Annotated in this window: 18 protein-coding genes; 4 read left to right on the top strand and 14 right to left on the bottom strand. The window is 73.4% G+C overall.

The window, feature by feature from the left end:
• Positions 1 to 53: 53 nt before the first annotated feature.
• From ACULK2_RS06905 to ACULK2_RS06860, 10 genes are all read right to left on the bottom strand, one after another.
• Complete coding sequence (locus ACULK2_RS06905) at positions 54 to 3071, bottom strand: FtsK/SpoIIIE domain-containing protein (RefSeq protein WP_445969265.1); 3018 nt, start codon at positions 3069 to 3071, stop codon at positions 54 to 56.
• Positions 3072 to 3173: 102 nt separating this feature from the next.
• The gene (locus tag ACULK2_RS06900; RefSeq protein WP_445969266.1) at positions 3174 to 3752 is read right to left on the bottom strand and encodes an FHA domain-containing protein; all 579 of its coding nucleotides are present in this window, start codon (positions 3750 to 3752) and stop codon (positions 3174 to 3176) included.
• Positions 3749 to 6088 carry a transglutaminase TgpA family protein gene (locus ACULK2_RS06895; protein ID WP_445969267.1) on the bottom strand — a complete coding sequence of 780 codons (2340 nt, stop codon included), beginning with the start codon at positions 6086 to 6088 and terminating at the stop codon, positions 3749 to 3751. The genes ACULK2_RS06900 and ACULK2_RS06895 overlap by 4 nt, the downstream gene beginning before the upstream one ends.
• Complete coding sequence (locus ACULK2_RS06890; RefSeq protein WP_445969268.1) at positions 6085 to 7419, bottom strand: DUF58 domain-containing protein; 1335 nt, start codon at positions 7417 to 7419, stop codon at positions 6085 to 6087. Before ACULK2_RS06890 ends, ACULK2_RS06895 begins: the two co-directional genes overlap by 4 nt.
• Positions 7416 to 8387: an AAA family ATPase gene (locus tag ACULK2_RS06885; RefSeq protein ID WP_445969269.1), complete on the bottom strand. Its 972-nt coding sequence runs from the start codon at positions 8385 to 8387 to the stop codon at positions 7416 to 7418. The genes ACULK2_RS06890 and ACULK2_RS06885 overlap by 4 nt, the downstream gene beginning before the upstream one ends.
• Before the next feature lie 19 nt (positions 8388 to 8406).
• A complete protein-coding gene (locus ACULK2_RS06880) occupies positions 8407 to 14274 on the bottom strand; it encodes an Ig-like domain-containing protein (RefSeq protein WP_445969270.1) in 5868 nt (1955 codons plus the stop codon).
• Positions 14271 to 15746 (bottom strand): serine/threonine-protein kinase, encoded by a 1476-nt coding sequence (locus ACULK2_RS06875; RefSeq protein ID WP_445969271.1) that lies wholly within the window; start codon positions 15744 to 15746, stop codon positions 14271 to 14273. The genes ACULK2_RS06880 and ACULK2_RS06875 overlap by 4 nt, the downstream gene beginning before the upstream one ends.
• A gap of 34 nt (positions 15747 to 15780) precedes the next feature.
• The gene (locus ACULK2_RS06870; protein WP_445969272.1) at positions 15781 to 16587 is read right to left on the bottom strand and encodes a PP2C family protein-serine/threonine phosphatase; all 807 of its coding nucleotides are present in this window, start codon (positions 16585 to 16587) and stop codon (positions 15781 to 15783) included.
• Positions 16588 to 16612: 25 nt separating this feature from the next.
• Positions 16613 to 17785 (bottom strand): FHA domain-containing protein, encoded by a 1173-nt coding sequence (locus tag ACULK2_RS06865; RefSeq protein WP_445969273.1) that lies wholly within the window; start codon positions 17783 to 17785, stop codon positions 16613 to 16615.
• A gap of 29 nt (positions 17786 to 17814) precedes the next feature.
• Positions 17815 to 19245: an aminobutyraldehyde dehydrogenase gene (locus ACULK2_RS06860; RefSeq protein WP_445969274.1), complete on the bottom strand. Its 1431-nt coding sequence runs from the start codon at positions 19243 to 19245 to the stop codon at positions 17815 to 17817.
• Positions 19246 to 19442: 197 nt separating this feature from the next.
• Between ACULK2_RS06860 and ACULK2_RS06855 the strand changes: the two genes are divergently transcribed.
• Positions 19443 to 19925 carry an Lrp/AsnC family transcriptional regulator gene (locus tag ACULK2_RS06855; RefSeq protein ID WP_430646097.1) on the top strand — a complete coding sequence of 161 codons (483 nt, stop codon included), beginning with the start codon at positions 19443 to 19445 and terminating at the stop codon, positions 19923 to 19925.
• 28 nt (positions 19926 to 19953) lie between these two features.
• Entirely contained in the window at positions 19954 to 21369 is a 1416-nt protein-coding gene (locus ACULK2_RS06850) for an aspartate aminotransferase family protein (RefSeq protein WP_445969275.1), read from the top strand.
• Between the two features lie 198 nt (positions 21370 to 21567).
• Here the strand turns inward: ACULK2_RS06850 and ACULK2_RS06845 are convergent, their stop codons facing one another.
• Positions 21568 to 22809, bottom strand: a complete 1242-nt coding sequence (locus ACULK2_RS06845) for a DUF4192 family protein (RefSeq protein WP_445969276.1) — start codon at positions 22807 to 22809, stop codon at positions 21568 to 21570.
• A gap of 198 nt (positions 22810 to 23007) precedes the next feature.
• Here ACULK2_RS06845 and ACULK2_RS06840 point away from each other — a divergent pair, with 198 nt between their 5' ends.
• Entirely contained in the window at positions 23008 to 23499 is a 492-nt protein-coding gene (locus tag ACULK2_RS06840; RefSeq protein ID WP_445969277.1) for a methylated-DNA--[protein]-cysteine S-methyltransferase, read from the top strand.
• Complete coding sequence (locus ACULK2_RS06835; protein ID WP_445969278.1) at positions 23496 to 24137, top strand: DNA-3-methyladenine glycosylase I; 642 nt, start codon at positions 23496 to 23498, stop codon at positions 24135 to 24137. Before ACULK2_RS06840 ends, ACULK2_RS06835 begins: the two co-directional genes overlap by 4 nt.
• A gap of 111 nt (positions 24138 to 24248) precedes the next feature.
• On the opposite strand, the gene ACULK2_RS06830 is transcribed toward ACULK2_RS06835, so the two are convergent.
• Genes ACULK2_RS06830 through ACULK2_RS06820 form a run of 3 tightly spaced genes read right to left on the bottom strand, consistent with a single transcriptional unit; the run spans position 24249 to position 25850 of the window.
• Positions 24249 to 25007 carry a YaaA family protein gene (locus ACULK2_RS06830; protein ID WP_445969279.1) on the bottom strand — a complete coding sequence of 253 codons (759 nt, stop codon included), beginning with the start codon at positions 25005 to 25007 and terminating at the stop codon, positions 24249 to 24251.
• A complete protein-coding gene (locus ACULK2_RS06825) occupies positions 25007 to 25579 on the bottom strand; it encodes a P-loop nucleotide/nucleoside kinase family protein (protein ID WP_445969280.1) in 573 nt (190 codons plus the stop codon). The genes ACULK2_RS06830 and ACULK2_RS06825 overlap by 1 nt, the downstream gene beginning before the upstream one ends.
• A 10-nt stretch (positions 25580 to 25589) precedes the next feature.
• On the bottom strand, positions 25590 to 25850 hold the full coding sequence (locus ACULK2_RS06820) for a F0F1 ATP synthase subunit epsilon (protein WP_445969281.1): 261 nt from the start codon (positions 25848 to 25850) through the stop codon (positions 25590 to 25592).
• Positions 25851 to 25852 lie beyond the last annotated feature (2 nt).

Raw genomic sequence — 25852 nt, 5'->3', positions numbered from 1 at the left:
AAGTCAGCAGATGATGTCCGAATCGTTAATTTCTGCGAACATCGCGCACGGATTCAGTGCCCATCGGGGTCCGGAACACTCGGAATCCGTCGTTCAGGGCCGCTCCACGACGCGCGTTCCGCGTCGCCGCCGACCGGGATGACCCAGCACTGGTCCCGGTCCTCGTCGAGCAGCGGCGGCAGGCCGGTCCCGCGCGCCAGCGCCCGGTGCTCGGCCGCTCCGCCGTGGACCACCAGCTCGGCGCGGGAGCGGGCCGATGCGGCGAGGCTCCAGTTGGCGGCCCACGCGTCGGCGTCCCCGACGACCGCGGTCGCCGCGGCATCCGCGCCGTGGTCGAGCGCGGACTGCGCGAGCCGCCACGCGTCGGGCCCGTCCGCGAGGCGGATGACCTCCGCGTGCGGCGCGTGGCGGGCGATCGCATCCGCATCGACCGCCGCCGTGGCGGAGCAGATCGCGACCACGCCGCGGGCGCCCATGCGCCAGGGCGGCGCCTCGCGGCGCGCGGCGACCGATGCCGCGCGCTCGGCGTGGAGGAACTGGGCGCGGCGCCCACGCCACTGGCCGCTCCCGGGAGGGCCGTCGACGCGATGAAGCGCACCGTCGCCGCCGGCGTGGACCAGGTCGGCACGACTCGGATGGCGCAGCAGGACGAGGGTCGTCGCCGCATCGCGGACGGCCGAGGAGATCGCCGACGACCGGGCGGCCGAGAGCGCCACCGCCGGTCCCCCGTCACGCCCCAGGCGCAGGATGTCCTCCAATGCCGCGATCGCCGCCAGGCGGTGGTCGTCGGGCCAGCCCGCGAAGCGGGTGTCGACGTCGTCCACGGCGAACAGCCGCACGGACGAGCCGGCTCCGGCGCGGATCGCCGTGAGGGCGTCCCACACACGGCTGCGCGGGCCGTCGAGCCGGAGGACGGCGTTCGGTCCGTCCCGCCGGGCGACCTGCGCGGCGACGGCCTCGAGGAGGGCGGTCCGCCCCGAACCGGACGCGCCGAGCACCAGCAGTGCTCCGTCGACCTCGGGATTCCAGCGCGCAGCCGTGCGGCGCTGGTGGTCGGGCTCGTCGACGACGCCGAGCACGATCGTGCGCTCCGGCCGTAGCTCCCCTGCCCGGGAACGGGCCGGCGAGGCGCCGCCGTCATCCGCCGAGACCGAGTCCGCCTCGGCGCCGGGCGACGAGGAGACCGCGAGCACCGCCTCCAATCCGTCGAGCCCGATCCGTTCGGGGAGCGGGTCGAGCCACGGCCGTCGCGGCGGCGCGGTGGCGGCGTGGCGCGTCGTGAGGGCGTCGATCGTCTCGCGACCTGCGAGCGCCGACTGGAATTCCACCACCCGCCCGTCCCCACGATCGACGACGGCGCGTCCCGGCCGGCGGGCGTCGAGGGCGGCCGCTCGGTCGCTGCCCACCACCGCGATGCTGTCGGAACGATCGAGCACCCGGAGCGACACGCGGATGCCGCAGTTGGCGCTGACCTGCTCGCGGACCACCCCGTTCGGTCGCTGCGCGGCCAGGACGAGGTGCACCCCGAGCGAGCGCCCCCTGGCGGCAACGTCGGCGACCACGGCGCCGAGCCCCGCGAAGCGTTCGATCATCGCCTGGAACTCGTCGACGACGACCACCAGACGCGGAAGCACGACGCTGTCTGCGAGATCGGCGATCCGCCGCGCCCCGGCGGCCGCGAGCACGCGCTCACGATGCCGGAGCTCCGCCCGGATGCTCGCGACCGCGCGCTCGGCCTCCTCCTCGTCGAGGTCGGTCACGAGCCCGGCGACGTGCGGGAGACGGCGAACGGGCTCGAACGCGGCCCCGCCCTTGAAGTCGACCAGCAGGAAGGCCACCCGGTCGGGCGGGTATCGCGCCGCGAGCGCGGTGATCCACGCCACCAGCAGCTCGCTCTTCCCGCTGCCTGACGTCCCGGCGACGAGCGCGTGCGGGCCGGCGACGAGGTCGATCTCGACCGGCCCGCCGCGACCGCCGCCGACCGCGACGGCGAGCGTCGACCGGTCGGCCGGCCCGGACTCCGCCGCGAGGAGATCGGAGAGCGCGACCGCCTCGGGGATGCCGGCAGCCCCCGCGCCGAGCCCGATCCGCCGAGCGAGGCGGGCGAGCCGCGCCGCCGAGGCGCCGGCTTCGGCCTCCGAGACGAGTTCCGGCCGGACGGCGGCGGCTTCGTCCCCGTGCCGCCGCACGAGCGCGGCGCGCGGCGCCGACACCTCGACGATCGTCCGGATGCCGGGCGGAAGCGCGCCGTGATCCGTGGCGATCGCGAACACGACCGCGGGGGGCATCGACCCGTCGTCCCCCATGCTCGCCGCTTCGTCGCCGGTGTCGCCCGGACTTCGGATCGCGTCGACCAGGCGGAGGACGCCGGCCCCCGGCCCGGTCGCGCCATGCGGCAGCGCACCGAGCCACTCCCACGCCGCGCCGCCGGGACCGTCGATGCGCGCGGACGCCGGGTGCGCCGCAGCGGCGCACTGCAGGATCGCGGTGCGCGCGACGGCCCGCGCGAGCGCGGGCGCGCCGACGAACCCGATCCCGCCGCCGATCGCCACCCGCACCGGTGCCCCGTCGAGCCGGGAGGCGGCCGCGACGACCGCCTCCGCGTCCGGGTCGTCGCCCGCATCGCCCTCGATCGTCACACCGCTCGGGACCGCGCCCGTGCCGATCACCACGAGCTCCGGCAGGCCCGGCAGCCAGGCCGGCGCGGCAGTGACCGCGAGCGCGGCCGCCGAGGGCGTGGCACGCCACGCGGCCGCGCGCTCGAGCGCATGCCGGCGGTCGACCTCGGACGCCAGCCGCGCCAGGTGCTCGTCGCGATCCCGGCGCGCCTCGCGGCGTGCGCGGCGAGCGGTCCGGCGCGCGTCGAGCACCGCAGCGACCGCGACGAGCGGACCGAGGGCCGCGAAGGCGAGCGAGAGCACCGAGCCGGTGAGCGCCCAGATCGCGATCGCCCCGGCGACGGGTGCCGCGGAGGCGATCCAGGGGAACGCGGCCCGCGGGGGTTCCGGCGGTGCCGGTGGGAGGCGCAGCCCGGGGAGGCGCTCCAGGGTCGTCGCAGCGGCATCCGTCATGTGGGAAGCCCAGCACGCGCCGTCGGCGCCGTCACGCCGGCGGGCGGACCGTGTGCGGGCGCCCCGGTTCCGGCCCGACGTGCAGGACGGGTCGCGCGGGTCTCAGGCGACCGTGAAGGCCTGTTCGCCGATCTCGACCCGGCTGCCCCGCGGCACGAGGACGCGGCGACCCGGCTCGCAGCGCACGCCGGTCTCGCCGGGGCGGCGGACGACCGTGCCGTTCGCCGAGAAGCGATCCGCGACCCAGAGGCCGCCGTCGTGTTCGCCGAACTCGAGGTGCGTCTTGGAGACCGAGAGCCCTCGGTCGACGATCTGCACGAGGTGATCGAAGGACTCACCGGGTTCCGCGAGCGGCCGGCGCCCGACGAGCCCGGTGCCCCGCACCGAGACGACCTCGCCCGTCGTGAAGGTGAGCACGAAGCGGGCGGATGGCGCCGCCTCGCCGACGCCGGGAGGGGTCGCGGGTTCCGGTTCCGGCGCGGACTCGGTCTCCACGACCGGCGCCGCCCCGGTGATCGGGACGCTCAGCACGCCGGAGTCGGAGCGATGGATGACGTAGGTGTCGCCCGGCCGCGGGTCGAGCGGTCGCCGGGACTCGGGCGTCGCCGACGTCGAGCTTCCGCACTCGCCGCAGAACATCGCCCCGTCGGGCAACGTCGCACCGCAGATCCGGCAGTTCACGTCCCGGCTCCCTTCCGGGTGCCAGCGTACCCGCCGAGCGAGCCGAGCGAGATCCGGGCGCGCGCACGCTCTCGCCACGGCCTCGGTTCGTCCATCCGGCGCTGCAGCTCGTCGACCGCCGACCAGACCCGATCATCGTCGCCGTCACCGGGACCGTCGGGGCCGAAGACGGCGCGATCGACGACCGAGGCGAGCACGGCCGGTCCCAGTCCCCCCACCACGGCGGCCTGCTCGGCCCGCGTCGCGGTCGGGGTCATCGGGTAGCCGTAGTCGGCCGCCTGGTCGGCGAACTCCGCCCAGCCGCCCTCGATCCGCTCGACCGGGGTGGGCGCGCGGCGGCGCAACCTCCGGCGCCGCGCCTTCGCCGCGAGGATGGCCAGGAACGGGCTGGCGAGGAGTGCGAGCGCGGCGAGCACGATGCCCGCGACTCGGAGCACGGCGAGCAGCGCCTCGAGCCAGACGCTCCCCTCGTCGGCGTCCTCCGAACCGGAATCCGGTTCCGAAGCGAGGTCGTCGACCGGAGTCGGGTCCTCGGGGGGCGGCAGGGCCGACTGCGGGCGGGAGACCACCGTCGGTTCGTCGGGCTGACGCTCCGGGATCGGCCGGATCTCCGGGTTCGGGTCGACCTGGATCCAGGCGCCGTCGTCGGCCTGCACCTCGACCCAGACCTGCAGGTCGGCACCGCGCATGACCCGCGCGGCGGAGGGCGGGCCGTCGTCGTCGTCATCGCCCGCCGGCAGGTAACCGACGACCACCCGCGCGGGGAAGCCGATCTCCCGGGCGAGGAGCGCGGCCGCCACGGCGTACTGCTCGCCGTCGCCGACCATGGGCTTCGCGATGGCGAGCTCGCTGATCCGGTCGAGCGAGTGCCCGGATCGGCTCGGCGCCTCGTCCTCGCCGCCGTGGCTCACGTACCCCTCGCGCTGGAACCCCTGGATGACCGCGGCCAGGCGGACGCCGGGCTCGTCGGACGAGCGCGTCCAACGGTCGAGCAGGCGCACGAGGGCGTCGGGCGGATCGGGCGAATCGGGCAGGATGGCGCCGCCCGGTCGGAGCGCGGCGAGGTCGACCGGCTCCACCCACGCGACCGATTCCGCCCGGTACGCATCACCGTCGCGCAGGCCCGAGCGCACGGCCGCCGTTCCCGTCACGTCGTTGTAGGTGAAGCCGTCCTCGAGCGCCCCCGCCGTCGACCCGATGAACCCGATCTGCTCCAGGCGGCCGACGCCCGGCAGCCACACGTCGTGGTAGCCCGACACCGTGACCTGCAGGGTCACCGGCTCGCCGGGCGTCCCGGACTGGTCGAGCCGGTACGGCAGCCGGGTGAACTGGCCGGATGCCGCGGACCGATCGCTCCCGCCGACCGAGTAGACGACGCCGTCGTACGTGTCGAGCGTCGCGACCCGGAGCCCGACCCCGGCGGGCAGGCCCGTCACCGTGAGCATCTCCTCGTCGGCGACCTCCGGGGCGAACGCGGCTCGGAAGGCCGCGAGCGGGCTGTCGTAGTCGCTCGGTTCGAACGGCGGGCGGAGTTCGGCGCGAAGCACGTCGCGCGTGCCCGGGGGCACGACGAGCGTGGCCGCCGTCGCGCCGACGAGGGCCACGGCCACCACCAGGGTCGCTCCGACGATCCGGCGGATGTCCCCGAGCACCGACTCGACCGGGCGCTCCAGCACGGTGACCCGCCGCCTCGCGACGGCGATGCGCACGAGCCAGGCGACCGAGGCGATGAGGAATGCGACGCCCGCCTCGAACGCGACGTCGTCGTGCACCACGCCGAGCACGATCCCGGCGACGAGCAGCACGGCCGGCGGCAGGAGTGCGGCGGACGGCCACCGCGTGCGGAGCGCGATCGTCACCGACGTCGCGGTCGCGACCAGCCCGAGCAGGAACGGGGGGACGAGGAGCGCCTGGTAGGACCCGACGGGGACGGAGATCGTCACGAGCTGCTTCCACGACAACGCAGTCGCCGCGACGAGTTCGACGAGGCCCTCCGCGGTCGGCAGGAAGGTCGCGTAGGCGGCGGTCGGGACCGCGACCGGCACGCCGAGCACGAGGTACGTCGCGACGATCGCGGTCGCGACCGCCCAGGACGCCCAGCCGAGGATCGCGCCGGCGAGCCCGATCGCCGCCCCGGCGAGGATCGACGCGGCGGCCGCGACGACGAACGCGCCGCTCTCGTAGACCGGCCACCACGGGATCATCGCCGCGGCCGAGACCACGACGAGCAGCACCGTGCTGATGGCGGCGGAGACGAGCGCCGAGCCAGCGAGTCGAGGCCGCGGACGCATCCAGGCCGGACGGCCCGTCCCGCGCTGCGTCGACGGCGCGCTCATGCGACCGAGGCCGTTCTCGCGAGCAGGGCCGTGAGGTCCTCCAGGTAGCCGACGCCGTACACCGAGAGGCCGCCGACCGAGCGGGCGTTCGCCTCGCCCTCGGTCGTGCAGCGCACCGCGACCGCCTCGATCCCGAGGGGCAGTCGCGAGGCGGCCTGGCGGAGGTCGGCGACGCCGCGACGTCCACCGGTGACGACGAACGCCAGCGACACCCCGGCGATCGACTCGGCTGCCGCGCGCGCCGTGTCGGCCAGCGTGGCCGCGCGTTCGTCGACCGCGACGACGCACAGCGCGTCGAGGAGCCGATCGCGCGAGGCCGTCGGCAGTTCGCGCAACGCCCCGAGGCCGCGCCGGGCCTCCGTCGACGTCCGCTGCCGTTCGTGACCGGAGACCACGAAGGCGAGGCTCCGTGCATCGCGGATGGCGCGGGCGCCGATCGACGCGGCGACGCTGACGGCGAGCTCGAAGTCGTCCTCGTCCTCGTACGCGTCGGCGGCGAGGTCCAGCATCACCATCAGCCGGCTCCGCCGGGTCTCCTCGAACTGCCGCACCATGAAGGTGCCGGTCTTGGCCGAGCTGCGCCAGTGGATGTACCGCCGGTCGTCGCCCGGCTGGTACTCGCGCAGCGCATGGAAGGCGATGTCGCTCGACGTGAGGTCGCGCGTCGGCGAGCCCTCGAGGTCGCGCAGGTAGCCCGTGCTGAGCGCCGACACCGCGATCGTGCGGGGGTGCACGTGCAGCATCCGCACGTCGGACCAGACGATCTCGCGACGCATGAGCCCGACCGGGTCGGCGCGCACCGTGCGCGCCGGGCCCACGGGCACGATGCCGCGGCGCTCGGTGGGGATGTCGACGCGCTCGTCGAACGTCCCGCCCCGCGGGAGCGGAGGCACGATCCGGGAGATCACGCGACGGCCGACGGGCAGTTCGAGCCGGGCCCCGGTGAACCGCCGTCGCCCCGGATTGCGGGCCACGAGATGCGCCTCGGCCGACTCGCCGACGGCCACCCGCGGAATCGGGAGGGCGAGATCGATCTGCCCGGCGCCCCGGCCGGCGAGCCAGGCGGACGCGACGGCCAGGAGGAACACCAGGCCCCAGCCGACGACGGCGAGCTCGAGCCATCCGTACACGTACGCGACGACCAGCGCGACGACGGCCGCTGCGAGCACGCTCCAGCCCAGCGGGGTCACGACGCCGCGCGCCGCACGGGTCCACCGCTCGACGACGGACACCGCGGTGCGCACCGCCACGACGACGCGCGCGATCGACACCGCGAGCAGGCCCTGCTTCGCGGCCTCCTCCGGAATCGTCGAGCGGGTCTCGAAGGTCACCCGGCCTGCCTCGCAGAGGGCGGCGGCGTCTCGATGAGCACCTGCGCGATCATGTTCGACGCCGTGACGCCGTCGAACTCGGCCTCGGGGTCGAGGATCAGCCGGTGGGCGAGCACGGGCTCGGCGAGCGCCTTGACGTCGTCGGGCACCACGTAGTGCCTGCCGCGCCCGGCCGCGTGCGTCTTCGCAGCCCGAACGAGCGCGAGCGCGCCGCGCACGCTCACGCCGAGCCGCACCTCGGTGGCGCTCCGGGTCGCGTCCACCAGCCGCGACACGTAGTCGTTGATCGTGGGATCGACGTACACCGTGCGCGCCATCGCGGCCATCTCGACGATCTCGGACGCGTCGAGGCGCGCCTCGACCCGGTGGTCGTGGGCGCGCTGGTCGGTCCCCTCGAGGATCCGGATCGTCGATGCGTGGTCGGGGTAGCCGATGGAGGTCCGCAGGAGGAACCGGTCGAGCTGCGCTTCGGGCAGCCGGTACGTGCCGGCCTGCTCGACGGGGTTCTGCGTGGCGATGACCATGAACGGCTGGTCGACGCGATGCGTCTGCCCGTCGACCGTGACCTGTCCCTCCTCCATCACCTCGAGGAGCGCGGACTGGGTCTTCGGGCTGGCGCGGTTGATCTCGTCGGCGAGGACGATGTTGGCGAAGACCGGCCCCGGATGGAACTCGAACGCGCCGGTGCGCTGGTCGTACACCGACACGCCGGTGATGTCGCCCGGAAGCAGGTCGGGCGTGAACTGGACGCGGTTGCTGGTGCCGGCGACCGACTGCGCCATCGCGCGGGCGAGCGAGGTCTTGCCCGTGCCCGGGACGTCCTCGAGAAGCAGGTGGCCCTCGCTGAGCAGCGCCGTGAACGCGAGGCGGATCACGCGATTCTTGCCGAGCAGGATCTCCTCGACCGCGCCGACCAGCCGGTCGAGGTTCGACGCGAACCGGTTCGCGTCCTCGGGCGTCATCGTCATCGGTGCTCCTCGGTGGGCTTCATCGGGACTCGAACCTCGCGGTCACGCCCGCGACCTCAACATCCAACCAGACCCGCTCGCCCGGTTTCGCGCCGTCGACCCGGCAGGAGGTCGCGGACTGGGCCTGCCTGCCGACGCGGTCGCCGTCGGCGCCGCAGCGGTACGCAGCAGGAAGCCCGTTGTTGGCCGGCGCGGCCGTCCAGCTCCAGGTGCCGGTCGCCTCGTCGTACGCGCGCCCTGGCAGCGCGAAGGTGAGCGTGGGCGACTCCTCGGCCGGGAACGTCTGCGACCAGGGGCCGCAGGTGCCCCACACCGAGCACGATCGCACCTGGAAGCGCGCCGTCTGGCCGAAGGGTCGATTGAGGAGTTGGCGCAGCCATCCCGAACCCGAGAAGTCCCTGGGCGAACCGACGTGTGCGCCGTTCGCGTCCACGGCCACGATCTGGAACCGCCGGGGGTTCCCGTCGACGTCGTCGATGTAGCGGTCCCACGTCTCGGCGTTCAGCCAGGCCATCCCGCTCGCGACGCCCGTGATCGCCCCGGGCGCCGGCCGCACGACGGTCGAGGCGACCTCGGTGGCGACGCACCCGGCACGGTTCCAGCCCCAGACGACGAAGCCGTAGCGTGCGGCCTCGACGTTCGTCCCGGTGAACTCCACGCTCGCCGCACCCGGGCCGACGCCGACCATCTCGGCGACGCTGCCGCCGACGGCGGGCGCCACGACCGAGCCGGGCGCCGGGCGCGTCACCGTGCAGGCCTGCGCGCCGCCGGGCACGGCGGTCTCGCCCTCGACGAGCCGCTGGACGAAGTACCCGCCGATGGCGTCGCCGTTGCCGCCGAACGGCGACCAGGAGACGACGACGGTGCCGGCCGCGGAATCGGCGGCGACCGAGATGGAGCCGGCGACCGGCACGCCGAACGGCGTCCCGGTCGTGCTCGCCTCGGTCCACGCTGCGAGGGCGGGGAGCGCTCCGTTGCGGGCGCTGACGGTCACCGTCACCGAACTGCCGTTGGCGAGTTCCTGCGACGGGAGCGAGCACAGCGAGGCGGTGCAGGCGCGCCCGGCGTCCACCTCGGTCGGCGAACCGGCGACCCAGACGACGTACCTCGTGACCGGGCTGCCGGACCCCGTCGGCACGGGCTGCCATTCGACGCGGAGGCGACCGTCGAGCGGAGCCGCGCGCAGGCCGGCGGGCGCGGCCGGGATCACGTCGGACCACACGGGTTCGGCGAGCTCGACCGGTTCGCCGAGGCCGATCCCGTTGCGGGCCTGGATCCGGACGACGACCGCGGCACCCGGCCCGTTGCCGAGCGTCGGAACGGTGCAGGTCGTGGCCGCGCATTCCGATGCGGCGAGCTCCTCGCGTCCGTCCGGATCGAGCAGGCTGATGCGATACCCCTCGATCGGCGAGTTGTTGGCGGCCCCAGCGCCGAAGGCGACATCCAGTTCGCCGTCCCGGAACGCCGTGAGGCGCGCGTCGGTGACCGGGTCCGGACGGTCCTGAACGGAGATCGTCACGGTCCCCCAGGCGTAACGGCTGGAGTCGTTCGTCGCGTCGGCGACCTGGTACTGCAGCGTGGTGTTCACCGGCTCGGCGCCCGCGGCGACCGTGACCGACAGCCGGGACCGGTCCTCGCTGGGCACGACGGTGACGCCCGTGGGCAGGTTGTCGGCGCCGAGGCCGCGGACGCGCAGGACCCGGAGCGGCGTCCCGGGGAACGGGTTGCCGGCCGCGTCGTTGTCGAGCACGTCGACCGAGGTCGTGAGGCCGCGCGGCGCCACGGCGACGTCCGGGGCGGGCTGGGCGATGGGGCGCGTGGACGGCACGACGCGGAGCTCGATCCGGCCCGGCGTGCCCTCGACGCCTCCGGCCGCGACACCCACGGTGATCCAGGACCGCGTGCCCTGCGGGGTGCCCTCCTCGGCGCGAACCCGGAGTTCCGCACCGTCGAGCGCGATCGCGAACCCGTCGGGCACGTCACCCACGACGCGGTACTCGAGTTCCTCGTCCCCGTCGGGCGAGTTCGTCAGCCGCACGAGGTCGATCGGCTTCTCCTGGCCGGGCTCGAAGTCGATCACACCGCCGGTGAACGCGGGAGGCTGCCCGTCCTCGGGCCGCACCTCGATCGGGATCACGATCGTGCCCGTGCGCCCCTCCGGATCGTCGGCCGATTCGCCGTCGGTCACCGTGAACGAGATGGAGGCGGGTCCGAAGTACCCCTCCTCGCTCCGGAAGCGCACGGTGTCGGCATCGACGACGAGGTCGTCGTCGTCCGCGTGCGACGCGCGCACGGTGGCCGAATCGGTCAGCCGCACCGGTCGACCGGAGGCCGCGACCACGTAGTCCTCGAGGTCGAGCTCGATCTCCTCGCCCGTGGTCACGACGACCTCCGGCGCGTCCCGGCGCAGCTGCGGGAGCGCGTCGTCGCGACCGGGCACCCAGATGAACGCGTACGCGCGCAGGTCGGGATCGTCCGGGTGGGCGACCGAGTAGGGCACGATGCGCCGCTGGTCCTGCACCTCGATGCGCACCGTCCCGCCCGACACGCGGGCGCCCTCGGAGTACCCGGGTTCGAGCGCGACGTCGGCGTCGGCGGCATCCGCGTCGGCGATGAAGACGTCCTCGAGCACCTCGACCTCGACCTCGTCGCGATCGAGCACGTCGGTGAGACTCAGGACCACATCGGCCGCCTCGGGCCGGGTGAGCGGGGCGTCCGGGTCCGCGACGACCCGGAGGTAGCTCGACGCGGTCGCCTGGCGCTCGTTCTCGATCGTGTAGATCGCGCCGTACTCGCCGGCGACGTCCGGGACGTCGAGGATCACGACGTCGTCGTCGACGGCGACGGCCGTCGCCGCCGTGGTCGCCTCGACGCCGGTCAGGCGCAGTGCCGAGCCGTCGGGGTCCGTGTCGTTCTCGAGCACGCGCACCGCGACCGTCCGTCCGGGACGCACGGTGATCTCGTCCTCGATGGCCACCGGATGGCGCGCCCCCTCGAGCCCGGGCGCGACGCCGACGCGCACGGTGCCCGAGGCGCGTGCTCCGAGGGCGTCCACGACCGCGTAGGCGAACGTGTCGGTGCCCGCCGAGTAGTCGCCCGCCTGGTACTCGAGCCAGTCCGCCCCCAGGTCGACGACCGTGCCGAGCTCCGGGTTGGATTCCTGCCCGATGAGCTGCACGGAGTCCCCGTCGGGATCGATGCCGCCGAGCGGGATCGGGATGCGCGCGGTGCCGCCCGAGAGGACCCGCGCGGTGGCGGTTCGGGGCACGGGCGCGGTGTTGGTCTCGGGTTCGGCCTCCCGCACGGTGATGCGCACCGTCGCCGTGCCGAACTGCCCGTCGGGTCCCTCCACGCGGTAGACCGCCTCGAACTCGCCCGGGCGGTCCGGGGCGTAGTAGCGCAGGCGCTGCCCCGAGGTGAACAGGAGACCCTCCTCGGGCTGCTCGACGAGGTCGGCGGCCAGCACGAGCCGGTCCCCGTCCGGATGCTCGTCGTTGTCGAGCACCGGGATGTCGATCACGTCGCCCGTGCGCGCCGATGCCGTGTCCGGCACGGCGACGGGCGGCTGGAACTGGTCGGGGTCCGGGACCTCGACGACGGTGACCGTGCCCTCCGCATCCGCCAGGCCGTTGCTCACCCGGTAGCCGAACGTGGTCGACCCCGTCGCGAGCGGCTGGGTGAGCGTGACGCGCAGCACCCGATGCTCGATCACCTCGATGCGCACGCCGCCGTCCGCGGTCTCCGCGCCGAGGCCCGTGATGATGAGCAGGCCGCCGGTGGGATCGATGTCGGTCGCGAGGACGTCGACCTCCATCGGCTGCCCGGGTCGCAGGAACGCCGTGTGGGGCACCGTGATCGGCGTCGTGTCGCGCTCCGGCGGTGCCGAGACCTCGACGCGGACGAGCCCGGTGGCCGTCCGGCCCTCGTCCGTCACGGTGTACTCGAGGTAGTGCGTGCGCACCTCGTCCGTCCGGAAGCGGAACGTCCCGGCGTCGAAGTCGGGGGTGATCACCGCCGCGGGCTTGGACGGCACGGCCGTCAGGCGAGGCATCCCCGCCCCGCCGCGCACGTGCCGGAGCGGCTCGAGTTCGATCTCCTCGCCGGCGGTCGCGAGCGCGACGAAGGACTCGGCGACGAGCTCGGCCTCGCCTGCGGCGCGGACCTCCACGCGCATCGCGCCGACGCCGTCGTCGCGCCCGTCGGAGACCACGAGCGACACGGTGCGCGACGGGCCCTCGCCCCGCTCGTCGAACACCACGACGCCGTCGGCGGTGGACGACACCCGGTCCGGCTCGTCGACGCCCGCCCGACGGAGGAACACCGGATCGCCGTCGGGATCGACCCACTCGCCGAGCACCGCGGTCGTGACCCGGCCGCCCTTCTCGACGACGGCGCGCGTCTCGCGCACCTGGAGCGGCGCCTCGTTCTCCTCCTGCGGCCGGACCGTGACCGTCACGACGGCGCGAGCGCTGCCGCCTCGGCCGTCGTCGATGGTGTAGCCGAACTCGAACGTCCCCGAGGCGTCCTCGCCGAGCGTCAGCTGCACCTGCTGACGATTCGCGACGAGGTCGAGGGTTGCACCCTCGGGCAGTTCGCCGTCGACGGACGACACGACGAGGACGTCGCCGTTGGCGTCGTAGTCGTCGAGGAGGACGGGGAGCAGCGTGGAGCGGCCCGGCCGTGCACCGAACTCGTCGTCGACGGCGACGGGCGGCACCTGCGCCTTCTCGATCGTGGGCTTCGCGTCGGGGTCGTTCTGCTCGACCTCCTCGTCGTCGCGCTCGACGGCGAGGAGGTCGTCCCAGTTGTCGATTAGGCCGTAGTCGGTGGATGCCGCCCAGCTCGCACCGCTCACGCGGTCGTTCAGCACGAGGACGTCGCCGTTGTCGCGGAAGTCCAGGGCGAGCGCACCGTCGGGTCCGGCGAGCGGGAGCAGGGGGTCCGCCGGGCCCGCCCCGCACGCGCGCCAGGCGGTGCCGTCGCCCCACGCCGCGTGGCGGCATCCGTCGTGGGACACGGGCGCGGCGGGTTGCCCGCTCCGCCCCTCCACGAGGCGCCGTGCCGTCGAGCCGTCGAACGGGATCTCGATCAGCCCACGTCGCGTCGCGACGAGCACGGCGTCACCGGCGAGCTGCGGTCGCTGCAGCACCGGGTCGTCGCTCGCGACGTCCACCCCGGGGAGCACTGAGGGCTCGCCGCCCTCGAACCGGATCAGCCCACCGCCCTCGTCGAGCACGACCCATCGTCCGCCGACCGAGGTGATCTGCGCGGTCGCCTCCTCCTCGAGCGGCTCGAGCTGCCAGGTCGCCTCGGTCCGATCGGGCTCCGCGGCGGACAGGCGCGACACCAGGCCCGTGCTCGGGGTGAACGCGAGGATACGGCCGGCCTCGTCGACGGAGATCGCGGTTCCCGCACCGAACGACGCCGCCGGGTCGGTGTCGGCGACGAACGCGCCGAACTCCTCGAGCTTGGTCACCCAGAGATCGCCCCCGGCCGTGATCACGACGAGGTCGCCGGCGAGCGCGAGTTCGGCGTCGCCGGGCACCGCGACGGTGTCGGTCACCGACGACGTGGTCGGGTCGACGACGGCGACGCTGGCGCGGTCGCGGTCGAGCACGAGCACGGTCGCGCCGCGCTGCACCACCTCGGGCCTGGTCCCCCCGGTGTCGACCATCGCGTTGAGCTCGTGGACCGCGGTGTTGGCGCGCCCCACGGTCTGCAGCTCGTCGTTGGCGACCCACACCGAGGCGTCGCCGAGGTCGACCCGCTGGGCGGTGTACCCGCCGGATGCCACGGCGATCCCGGTCACCAGGGCGACCACCGCAACGACGGAGGCGCCGGTCACGAGCGCCGAGCGGCGCCGCGACCACACGTCCCGCACGTTCATCGCGGCACCTCGTCGACCTCGGCGCAGCGTTCGACGCTCGGTTCACCGGTCTGGCCGTCGCGCCAGACGCTCACCGTCGCGCAGATCGTGCCCGGCTCCTCGAGGCTGAGCGCGTACTGGGCCGTGCGCTGAGGAGCGGACGTCTCGCCGCCGACCGTGACGATGTAGGCGTCGCCCTGGCGCAGTCCCGGGTCGTCCCACGAGAACTCCACCGACGCACCGTCGGTGCGCGCCCGGACGTCGGCCACGACGGGGATGTTCCCAGCGGTCCCGGCGACGGTGAGCAGGCCCGCGACGACGAGGCCGATGAACACGGCGGCCGCGATCGCGACGCCGAGGATGAGTCGTCCGGTGGGCGGAGGCGTGCTGCGCCCGCGCCCGGACAGAGATCCCCGGGAGCGCGAGTCGACCGTGCGCGACGCCGGCCGGGCGGATCCCGCGGCACGGCGTCGACGTGACCGCGCCGACCCGGTCCCGACGCTCGTGCCCGCGCCGATGCGGGTCCGCTCGTCGAGGTCGACGGCCGTCGCGAGGGCCCAGTCGTCCATGGCGACCTCGAGCGGAGTCTGCGGGAGGGCCAGCTCCTCCTCGACCGCCTGAAGGTCGCGGATGAACTCGAGCGCCCCGGCCTGCCGGTCCGCCGGCCGCTTGGACATGGCGCGCGCGAGGACGACCTCGAGGCTGCGCGGCACGTCGGGGCGGCCCGTGGGCGGGACCTTCGCCTTCTCGATGCGTCCGACGAGCGCCACGGTGCCGTTGTCGCCGCCGGGGACCTCGAACGGACTGCGTCCGGCGAGCAGCGAGTACACGGTCGCACCGAGCGACCACACCTCGCTCGCGACGGTGCCGGCGACCTCCTCGAGGAGCACCTCGGGCGCCGACCACGGGACGGAGAGCCCGACCGCGTCGCTCGCCTCCGCCTGTCCGAGGGTCGCCGCGATGCCGAAGTCGGCGAGCACGGGGTGTCCGTACGCGGTGGTCAGGATGTTCGAGGGCTTGATGTCCCGGTGCAGCACGCCCTGGCGGTGCGCGGTCTCGACGGCGCTCGCGATCCGGACTCCGATCGAGAGGACCTCGGCGAGCGGGAGCTGCACGGCACGGTAGCGCTGGCCGAGCGTGGCGGAGCAGTACTCCATCACGAGGTAGGGGCGGCCGTCGGCGGCGACGCTCGCCTGGTACACCGTGAGGATCGACGGATGGCTCGACAGCTGCGCCATCAGGTTGGCCTCGGCCTGGAACATCTGCCGCACCTCGTCGTTGACGACCTCGGCGAGGAGCACCTTCACGGCGACGAGTCGCCGCGGCATGTTCTGCTCGTAGAGGAAGACGTCGGCGAAGCCGCCCGAGCCGAGCACGCGGATGAACGAGAACCCGGGCAGCGTGGGCGGAGTGGACGGCAGTCGCCTCGACACGATCCTCCCAGCGGCTCGGATGCGATGGGTCCGGTGCGCGCCGGCGGGCGGCACGGGCATCACCCTGATTCTAGGGTCGGCGTCGGCCGCCCGATCAGCCCGCGTCGGCGGATGTGGAGGGGCGGACGACGCGCAGCACGTCGACGACGACGACCGTGACGTTGTCGCGGCCCCCGTTGCCCACGGCCGCCTCGACGAGTTGCCGGACCGCCTGTTCGGGCGAGCGGCCGGAGATGAGGAAGTGGCGGATGCCGTATGAGGTGAGTTCCTTCGTCAGGCCGTCGGAGCACACGAGGACGCGCATGCCCTCCTCGAGCGGGATCGCCCGGTAGTCGGGGATCGGCGCCTCGTGGAATCCCACCGCCCGCGTGATCACGTTCGAGTGCGGGTGGGTGTCCGCCTCGTCACGCGTGATCTGCCCGGCGTCGACCAGCTCCTGCACGATCGAGTGGTCGACCGTGAGCTGCTCGAGCACGCCGCCCACGAGCCGGTACACGCGGGAGTCGCCGATGTTGAAGACGATCCACGCCGGCTCGTCGCCGATCACGGCGAGCGCGACACCGGTCACCGTCGTCCCGCTGCCCTCGTCGGTCACGCCGGCGCCGCGGCCCATGTCGCGCACGGCCAGCTTCAGCGCGCCGTCGATGTCGGTCGTGCCGACCGCGGGCTTGCCGCCGTGCTCGGCGAGCCGCGTGACGACCGCCGCGCTGGCGAAGTCGCCCGCCGCGTGCCCGCCCATGCCGTCCGCGACGGCGAAGAGCGGCGCCTGCGCCACGAAGCTGTCCTCGTTCACCGCGCGCCGCAGGCCCGTGTCGGTCGCGGCCGCCCACGCGAGCGTCACCTCGGTGCCGTCGGGCAACGCGACCGTGTGGCGGCTGTTGCCGTTGCCGATCTGCGTCACCCGGTCCCCCACAGTCCGTTCGTGGTCATGCGTCGACGCTCCCGAGCGCGGGGAGGATCTCGACGATGGTATCCCCTCCGAGCTGCAGGCTCGTGCCCGGCGTCACGACCAGCGACTCGCCGGAGCGGAGCCGCCGCCGGCCGGTGGCGGTCCGCACGACCGTGCCGTTCGTCGACCGGAGGTCGGCTGCGATGAGGCGGCCGCCCTCCATCCTGAGCTCGAGGTGCGTCGCCGAGACGACGCCGCCCGGCGAGTGGACGCGCACGAGCGCGACCGGCCCGTTCGTCACCCGCGGCGGACTGGGCATGCGGCCGATGAGCACGGGGACGGACACGTCGCCGATCTCGCCCCCGACGATCCGGTATCGCGGCGTCGACGCCGCCTCGTCGAGAGCACCCGATCCGCCAGCCCCGGCCGGCGTGCCCGGCGAGGCGCCGTCGCCCGCTCCGGGTGCTCGGGCGGATGCCGCGGCATCCGCCCGCTCGTCGGCCTCGCGGGCGGCGGCGATCTGCGCCCGCGCCGCAGCGGTGAGCACGGTGTCGGCGTCGGCGGCGTCGCCGCGCAGGTAGCGGATCGTGCGATCGTCGACGACCGCCATCGGGGCCGTCGGGAGCCCGGAGGTCGGCGAACGCCGGTCGCGCCCCGCTCGCGACGGGCGCGCCGACCTGGTGTCGCCGTCGGGATCCAGGGCCTCGGAGTCCGGCCGGACGGGCACGTCGCGCCACGACCATTCGACCGCCGCCGCGCGGAACGCGGCACGCCCGGCGTCCACGGGCGTCCCTCGGAGGCCGGCCAGCCGCACCTCGTCGAGGCGCGAGTCCGCGCCGGCGATGCGGAGCCGCGTCACGGCCGTGAACTCCGCGAGGTGCCAGGGCGTGATCCCCCGCGAGTCGAGTCGCCGCGCACCCCCAGGCGAGGCCAGGTCGATGACGGCGTCGCCGCGCACGACGGCGGTGATCGGGTCGCCGGAGACCGGCCACCAGACGAGCGCGAAGTGCTCGACGCCGGACGCGCCCATGGGGATCCCGGCCACGAGGTGTTCGAGTTGGAGGTCCTCACCGGCCGCCGATTCGGCGAGTCGGGTCAGCACCCGGTCGTGGGCCGGCGCGAGGATCGCCGCGATGAAGCGCGCGCCGACCACGACGTCCCATTCGGGGGCTCCGGGTTCGTCCCGGCGGCGCACCGCACCATCGACCATGTGCTCCAGTCTGGCACTGCCCGGCGCGATCAGCCGAGGTGGCTCATCACGTGCTTCAGGCGCGTGTAGTCCTCGAAGCCGTACTGCGAGAGGTCCTTGCCGTAGCCGGAGTGCTTGAATCCGCCGTGCGGCATGTCGGAGACGAACGGGATGTGCGTGTTGATCCACACGCAGCCGAAGTCGAGGTGCTTGGCGAACCGCATCGCGCGGCCGTGGTCGCGGGTCCACACCGACGCGGCGAGGGCGTAGTCGACGCCGTTCGCCATGGCGAGCGCCTCACGCTCCTCGCGGAAGGACTGCACGGTGAGCACGGGGCCGAATATCTCGCGCTGCACGGCCTCGTCGTCCTGGCGGAGCCCGGTGACGACGGTCGCCTCCCAGAAGTAGCCGCGGTCGCCCTGGCGGCGACCTCCCGTGGCGAGCTCGGCGTGGTCGGGCAGTCGGTCGATGAACCCCGAGACGTTCGCGAGCTGCGTCGGGTTGTTCAGCGGGCCGTAGAAGACGCCGGCCTCACGGGGTCCACCCGTGCGGGCGTTGGTGCGCGCCCGGTCGACGAGGATGGCGACGAGCTCGTCGTGCACCGACTCGTGCACGAGCACGCGGGTCGCCGCCGTGCAGTCCTGTCCGGCGTTGAAGTACGCGGCCGAGACGATGCCGTCGGCCGCGGTCTCGAGGTCGACGTCGTCGAACACGATCGCGGGCGCCTTCCCGCCGAGCTCGAGGTGGACGCGCTTGAGGTCGGATGCCGCGGCTCGCGCGACCTCCATGCCCGCGCGCACGGAGCCGGTGATGGCCACCATCTCCGGGGTCGCGTGCTGCAGCAGGGCGGCGCCGGTGCCCCGGTCTCCGGTGACGACGTTGAGGACGCCCTCGGGAAGGAACTCGGCGGCGACCTCGGCGAGCTTCAGCGTCGCGAGCGGGGTCGTGTCCGAGGGCTTCAGGACCACGGTGTTGCCGGCGGCGATCGCCGGGGCGACCTTCCAGACGGCCATGTTCAGCGGGTAGTTCCACGGCGCGACCTGGCCGATGACGCCGATCGGCTCACGTCGGACGAACGACGTGTGGTCGGCGAGGTACTCCCCGGCCGAGCGTCCCTCGAGGTTCCGGGCGGCGCCGGCGAAGAACCGGAGTTGATCCACCGACTGGAGGATCTCGTCGGCCACGAGGCTCGCGCGCGGCTTGCCGGTGTCCTGCGACTCGAGGTCGGCGAACTCCTCTGCGCGCTCCTCCATCGCGTCCGCGATCCGGAAGAGCGCCAGCTGGCGCTCGGCGGGCGTCGTCTCGCCCCACTGCTCGAACGCCGAGGCAGCGGCGGAGTAGGCGGCGTCGATGTCCGCCACGGTGGAGATCGGGGCTCGCGCGTAGACCTCCTCGGTCGCGGGGTCGACGAGGTCGAGTGCTTCCTCGCCGCGGGCGTCGACGTACGCGCCGCCGATGAAGTTGCGCAGGAGTTCGGACACGGGGGTTCCTCCGTCGGGTGTCGATGGTCGCCCGGTCGGACCGCGGGCGCGCCGGACCGCATCGGGCGCGGGTGCCGACCATGCTCGCATACCGACGCATCGAACGGAAGGGCTCGAACGATGGAATCCGAAGTGATCACGGCTTGAATCGACGGAATCGCTTGTGATTCTGTAGATGCACTGTCATGATCGGACGCATGACGAACGGGAACCGCCCGACCAGCCAACGGCCGGTGCAACTCGACGACGTCTCCAAGGCGATCATCGAGCAGCTCCAGGCCGACGGCCGGCGTTCCTACGCGGACATCGGCAAGGCGGTCGGCCTCAGCGAGGCCGCCGTCCGCCAGCGCGTCCAGCGGCTCACCGAGGCCGGCGTGATGCAGATCGTGGCGGTGACCGATCCGATGCAGCTCGGCTTCACTCGGCAGGCGATGATCGGCATCCGCGCGACCGGCGACACGCGCAGGCTCGCGGAGGAGCTCGCAGCCATCGCGGAGATCGACTACGTCGTGCTCACCGCGGGCAGCTTCGACCTCATGGCCGAGGTGGTCTGCGAGGACGACGACCAGCTCATCACGCTCCTGAACTCGCGCATCCGCAACCTCGACGGTGTCCAGGCCACGGAGACGTTCGTCTACCTGAAGCTGCAGAAGCAGTTCTACAACTGGGGCACCCGCTGAAGGCGGGCATGCCCGGAAGGAGTTCCCGATGACCACCCTCGACGCGGCACCGCGCCTCGGCACCGCCGGTTTCGACGACGCGGCGCTGCAGCAGAAGGCGAAGGACCATCTCTGGATGCACTTCGCGCGGCAGTCGACGATGGAGGAGCACGGCGTCCCGATCATCACGCGCGGCGAGGGACACCACGTCTTCGACGCGCAGGGTCGCAAGTACTTCGACGGGCTCTCGGGCCTCTTCGTCGTGAACGCCGGACACGGGCGCCGACGTCTCGCCGAGGTCGCGGCCAAGCAGGCGGAGGAACTCGCGTTCTTCCCCATCTGGAGCTATGCGCACCCGGCGGCCATCGAGCTCGCGGACCGCCTCGCCGACTACGCACCCGGCGACCTCAACCGCGTGTTCTTCTCCACCGGCGGCGGCGAGGCCGTCGAGACGGCGTTCAAGCTCGCCAAGTACTACTGGAAGCTCCGCGGCATCCCGACCAAGCACAAGGTCATCTCCCGCGCGGTCGCCTATCACGGCACCCCGCAGGGCGCACTCGCGATCACCGGCATCCCCGCGATGAAGCAGATGTTCGAGCCGATCACGCCCGGTGGCTTCCGCGTGCCGAACACCAACTTCTACCGCGCCGCGGAGATGGGCGGCCCGACCGACGACATCGAGGCCTTCGGCCTGTGGGCTGCCGACCGGATCGAGGAGATGATCCTCTTCGAGGGCCCCGAGACCGTAGCGGCCGTGTTCCTCGAGCCGATCCAGAACTCCGGCGGATGCTTCCCGCCGCCGCCCGGCTACTTCCAGCGCGTCCGCGAGATCTGCGACAGGTACGACGTGCTCATGGTCTCCGACGAGGTCATCGCGGCGTTCGGCCGCATCGGCCACATGTTCGCGTGCGACGCGTACGGCTACGTGCCGGACATGATCACGTGCGCGAAGGCGATGACCTCGGGCTACTCCCCCATCGGCGCGACGATCGTGTCCGAGAAGATCTACGAGCCGTTCAAGACCGGCACGACGAGCTTCTACCACGGGTACACCTTCGGCGGTCACCCGGTGTCGGCCGCCGTCGCCCTCGAGAACCTCGACATCTTCGAGGAGGAGCGACTGAACGAGCGCGTCCGCGAGAACTCGCCGCTGTTCCGTGCCGAGCTCGAGAAGCTGCTGGACATCCCGATCGTCGGCGACGTCCGCGGCGACGGCTATTTCTTCGGGATCGAGCTCGTCAAGGACAAGGCCACGCGCGAGACGTTCGACGACGACGAGTCGGAGCGCCTGCTCCGCGGATTCCTCTCGAAGGCGCTCTTCGACGCCGGGCTGTACTGTCGCGCCGACGACCGTGGCGACCCCGTCATCCAGCTCGCTCCGCCGCTCACGATCGGCCCGGCCGAGTTCCGCGAGATCGAGCAGATCCTCCGCGGCGTCCTCACCGAGGCGGCCAACCGGCTCTGAGCGCTCGCTGCCGCAGCAGCCTGACGGATGCGGCGGCAGCGCTCGCCCGTGACGCGCCCGGGCCTCGGCGGCCCGGGCGCTCGCCGCCCGCCGGATCGCGCGGCCGTGGCACGAGCGCGCGACGGCGAGCTCGATGGCAGCTCGGCGTCGAGGCCGCTGCGGCCCGGAAGCCGCCCGTGCCCGACCCCGGACGCCGACTCATGCGGAATCGTCGACCAGGGCCGAGGCGGACCCCGGGAGCGGGGTCGAGAACGCCCATTCCGGCAGCTCGCCGAGCCCGAAGAAGCGATGAAGCAGGCCGGCCATCGTATGCTCCGGCGTCTCCGCCAGCGCGAGGTCGACGAGCGCGCCGGCGGCGGACGCACCGCCGAGGGCCCACGACAGCCAGGCCGCGACGCAGAGGGAGCCCGTGCGACGACCGACGGCGGCGTTGCCGATCGCCGTGGCGATCGCGTCGAGCACCGCGCGGACCCGATCGGCGTCGGGTCGGATCGCGGACCGCCCGAGCATGAGGCGGGACAGGAAGGCGTCGACCGTCTCCTCCTCGTCGGGCCCCGGCAGGCGCGCCGCCGGAGCCTCGTTCGCCGGCGCGCCCGCGGGTTCGCCGCGACGACGATCGACCGCGTCCTCCGCGCAGTCGAGCGCGAGTTCGCCGACGAGCGGTCCGAAGGCCGCCTGGAGCATGATGGCGTCGCGGATCGGCGGACGCTCCGCGAGCTCGAGCAGCCACGCGAGCTCCTCCGCGCTGCGGTCGCCGCGGCCCGCGGCGAGGCGTTCGACGAGCGCCACCGGGTCGACGGCATCGCCGAGCACGTGCTCCAGCCGGTCCAGCGCGAGTTCCCCCGAGGCGCCCGACGGCGCGTCCGCGCCGCCCTGACCGACGTCGAGCCCGCCGCGCAACTCGCGGATTCGTCCGGCGAGCTCCTCGGTGGCCTCCGGGATCCGCACGAGGTGGGTGGCGGAGTCGGCGAGCCCGGCGGCCCGATCGATCACCTCGGCCGGCGCCGCGAGCAGGACGGTGCTCGCCTCGATGAGGTCGAGCGGCCGACCATCGTCCGGCAGGTCCTCGTCGAAGACCGATCCCCAGCCGTTCGGTGCCACGGCCAGCGCGTCGCGCACCCGGAAGCCCGCCTCCTCCGCCCGCCGCACCACGGCGTCGAGCACATCACGATGCGGCACCTCGGACCCGCGGAACGGCCGCTCGCCGTACGCGATCGGCACGACGGCATCGATCCTCGGGATGCGGCAGAGGGTCCCGAGCATCGCCGTCGCGGCGGCATCCTCGTGCGCGGCGTCCGGGAGGTCGATCCGGAGCACGCCGGCCGTGCGGGCGCCCTCGAAGGCGACGCACACGAGTGATCGGACCGGTGTGTACCCGGCGAGGACGGGGACGAGGGCGAGGAAGTCGTGCGCGGCACCGGCGCGGATGATGGTCGTCATGCGGGCAGCCTGCTCGGTCCCCATCGCCTGTGGAGGGCCCGTCCCCGGTTCCGCGACGGTCGTCCGCCTCCTCGCCGTGTGGAGGAGGGCTCGTCCTCGCGACGCGGACTCGTCCTCCACATCCGTCGTCGCCGGGCGGGTCCGTGCAGTGTCCGATTCCCGCTAGTCGATGACGGACGGCGCGCCTATCCTCGAACCATGACCTCCCCGTACCTCATCCGGTTCACCAGCCCGATCAGGCGGATCGAACTCCGGGCCGACGAGTCCGAACTCACCTCGCTCACCATCGAGCGCGACGGTTCCCTGCCGCACGACGACCTTCCGGAGCGCCCCTCACCGTTGCTCGTGTCCGCACGGGATCAGCTCGAGGAGTACTTCGCCGGCCGGCGAACGAGCTTCGACCTGCCCCTCCGACTCGAGGGCACGCCGTTCCAGCGGGCGGTGTGGGCCGAGCTCCAGCGCCTGGGCTGGGGCGAGGCCACCTCGTACGGCGCGCTCGCGGCCGCGGTCGGACGCCCGGGCTCGGCTCGCGCGATCGGCGGCGCCGTCGGGGCGAATCCGATGCCGATCATCGTCGGGTGCCACCGCGTGCTCGCCTCCGACGGCAGGATCACGGGGTATTCCGGCGGCGAGGGCGTCCCGACCAAGCTCTGGCTGCTCGGGCACGAGCAGATCGGGTTCGCGGCGTGACCACGCCGACACGACCCGATGTGGTCGTCGGAGAAGACGGGATCGCGCGGTGCGCCTGGGGTGCCGCCGACCCCGAGTACCGGCGTTACCACGACGAGGAGTGGGGCACACCCCAGCACGATTCCCGGGTGCTGTTCGAGAAGCTCTGCCTCGAGGGGTTCCAGGCCGGCCTGTCGTGGATCACGATCCTCCGCCGTCGCCCGGCCTTCCGCAAGGCGTTCCACGGGTTCGACCCCGTCCTCGTCGCCGAGATGACCGAGGCCGACGTCGAGCGACTCCTCGGCGACGCGAGCATCATCCGCCATCGCGGCAAGATCGAGGCCACCATCTCGAATGCGCGGGCCGCGCTCGCGCTCGACGTGTCGCTCGACGAACTGCTCTGGGGATTCGCACCGGCACCGCGCCCGAACCCGCCCGTGAGCTTCACCGAAGTCCCGGCGACGACCTCCGAATCCACGGCACTCAGTCGGCACCTCCGCGCCCTCGGCTTCCGCTTCGTGGGCCCGACCACGATGTACGCGCTGATGCAGGCCATGGGCATGGTCGACGATCACCTCGCCGGTTGCCATAGGTCCGGCGCGGCCGGAGACGCTCGCACCGACGCGACGTCCGCCGCGGCGGCCGCGTCGAGCGCCTGATCGGCCGGACCGGCGCCGGGCGACGATGGAGGTCGGGCGCGAGCCGGTGCGCGACGGGTCGCTCCTCGGGACACGCGACGCGAAGCGGCGAATCCGAGCAGCCGTCGGCGGTCAGGCCACGAGTTCGAGCTCGGCGGGCGCCGACGCCCGCTCGGCGCCGAGTTCGAGCCGGAATCCGGCGCTCGTCGACCAGTCGAGCAGGTCGTCACGCGTCTCGAGCGCCGGCCCGCTCTCGAGCAGCGCCCGCGTGAACAGCCCCTTGGCGCGCTTGTTGAAGTGGTTCAGGGCACGACGGCGCCCGCCGGCGTCGATCGAGACGACCCGGATGAACACCGAGTCGGGACGGACCGGGGCCGGTCCGAGCTCCACGTAGCCCTCGGAGCGGAGGTCGACGATGAGCCCGGTACGCTCGGCGAGCTCCGCACGGATCGGTTCACGCCAGTGCGCCTTGAGGCGCAGCCCGGGCAGGCGCGAGTCGTGCGAGAGCCGGTACGCGGGAATCGGGTCTCCAGCACCGAGGAGGCCGAAGAGCGCCGAGTGCACGGCGAGGTGCCCGGCGGCATAGGCACGGGCCGCCGAATCGAGGGAGGGGGCGTCCAAAGCGTCGTACAGGACTCCGGTGTACCGGTCGAGCGCCGGCATGGTCGGCGACGTCGCGAGGCTCCGATTCCGATCGACCTCAGCCGCCTGCCGCGGACCGAGCTTCAACGCCCGCATCATCGCATCGCCACGCCCGGCGAGCTCGATCGTCGCGCGGATCGTCTCCGTGCGAGCCTCGCCGAGCGACGCGAACGAGAGTGCGCCGAGCGACAGCGCGACCGGTTCGCCCCCGTCCCGCTTCGTCTCGGAGGGCGGCAGCAGGAGCAGCACTACGCGGCGATGAAGGCCAGAGCGGCCTCGACGTTCGCGCCGAGCGGCTCGACGCTGTCGATGGTCACTCGCGGCAGGGCCGACGACGGACCGGTCCACGGCGCATACCCGTCGAGGCTCTGCTCGACCGCCCGCCAGGTCGTCTCGTCGAGGTGCGGCAGGTTGCGCTCGCGCTTCTCCAGTCGCTCCTTGTGCAACGACGCGTCGGAGCAGACGACCTCGATGACCCGGAGGCGGACCTCGGCGCGTTCCGCAAGGTCGCGCCACTGCAGGCGAGCCGACTCCGCTGCGTTCACGGCGTCGACGATCACCGTCCGCCCGGAGTCGAGCTCCTTCTCCGCGATCTGCTCGGCCACGAGATATGCGGCGAGGCCCGTCGGCTGGTCGGCGTCGATTCCCGCCCGCAGGATGGCGGACTCGATGGGATCGACCGACACGACCGTGGCGCCGAGCCGGGCGCCGACGATCTCTCCGATCGTCGACTTGCCCGCGCCCGGCAACCCGGCCATGACGATGAGCTGGGTGACGCTGAGGTCACCGAACTGGCGGTCGAACGGCTGCTCCCCCTGCATCCGTGCGTCCTCAGGCGAGTGCGGCGCGCGAGGCGACCACCTGGACGGCGTCGGACTGCACGGAGAGGAATCCGTCCTCGGCGTTCGCGGTGATCTTCTCACCACCGGGCAGGGTGACGCGCACCTCGCCGCCGGCGAGGATCGCGAGCATCGGCTCGTGACCCGGCAGGATGCCGATCTCGCCTTCGACCGTGCGCGCCACCACCATGGCCGCCTCGCCCGACCAGATCTCCTGGTCGGCCGAGACGACGCTCACGTTGAGGGCGGCCATGC

It is taken from the genome of Agromyces molybdatiresistens, assembly GCF_052748445.2.
Note: the sequence above shows the minus strand (reverse complement) of the source record. Positions and strands in the feature narration are given on the sequence as shown.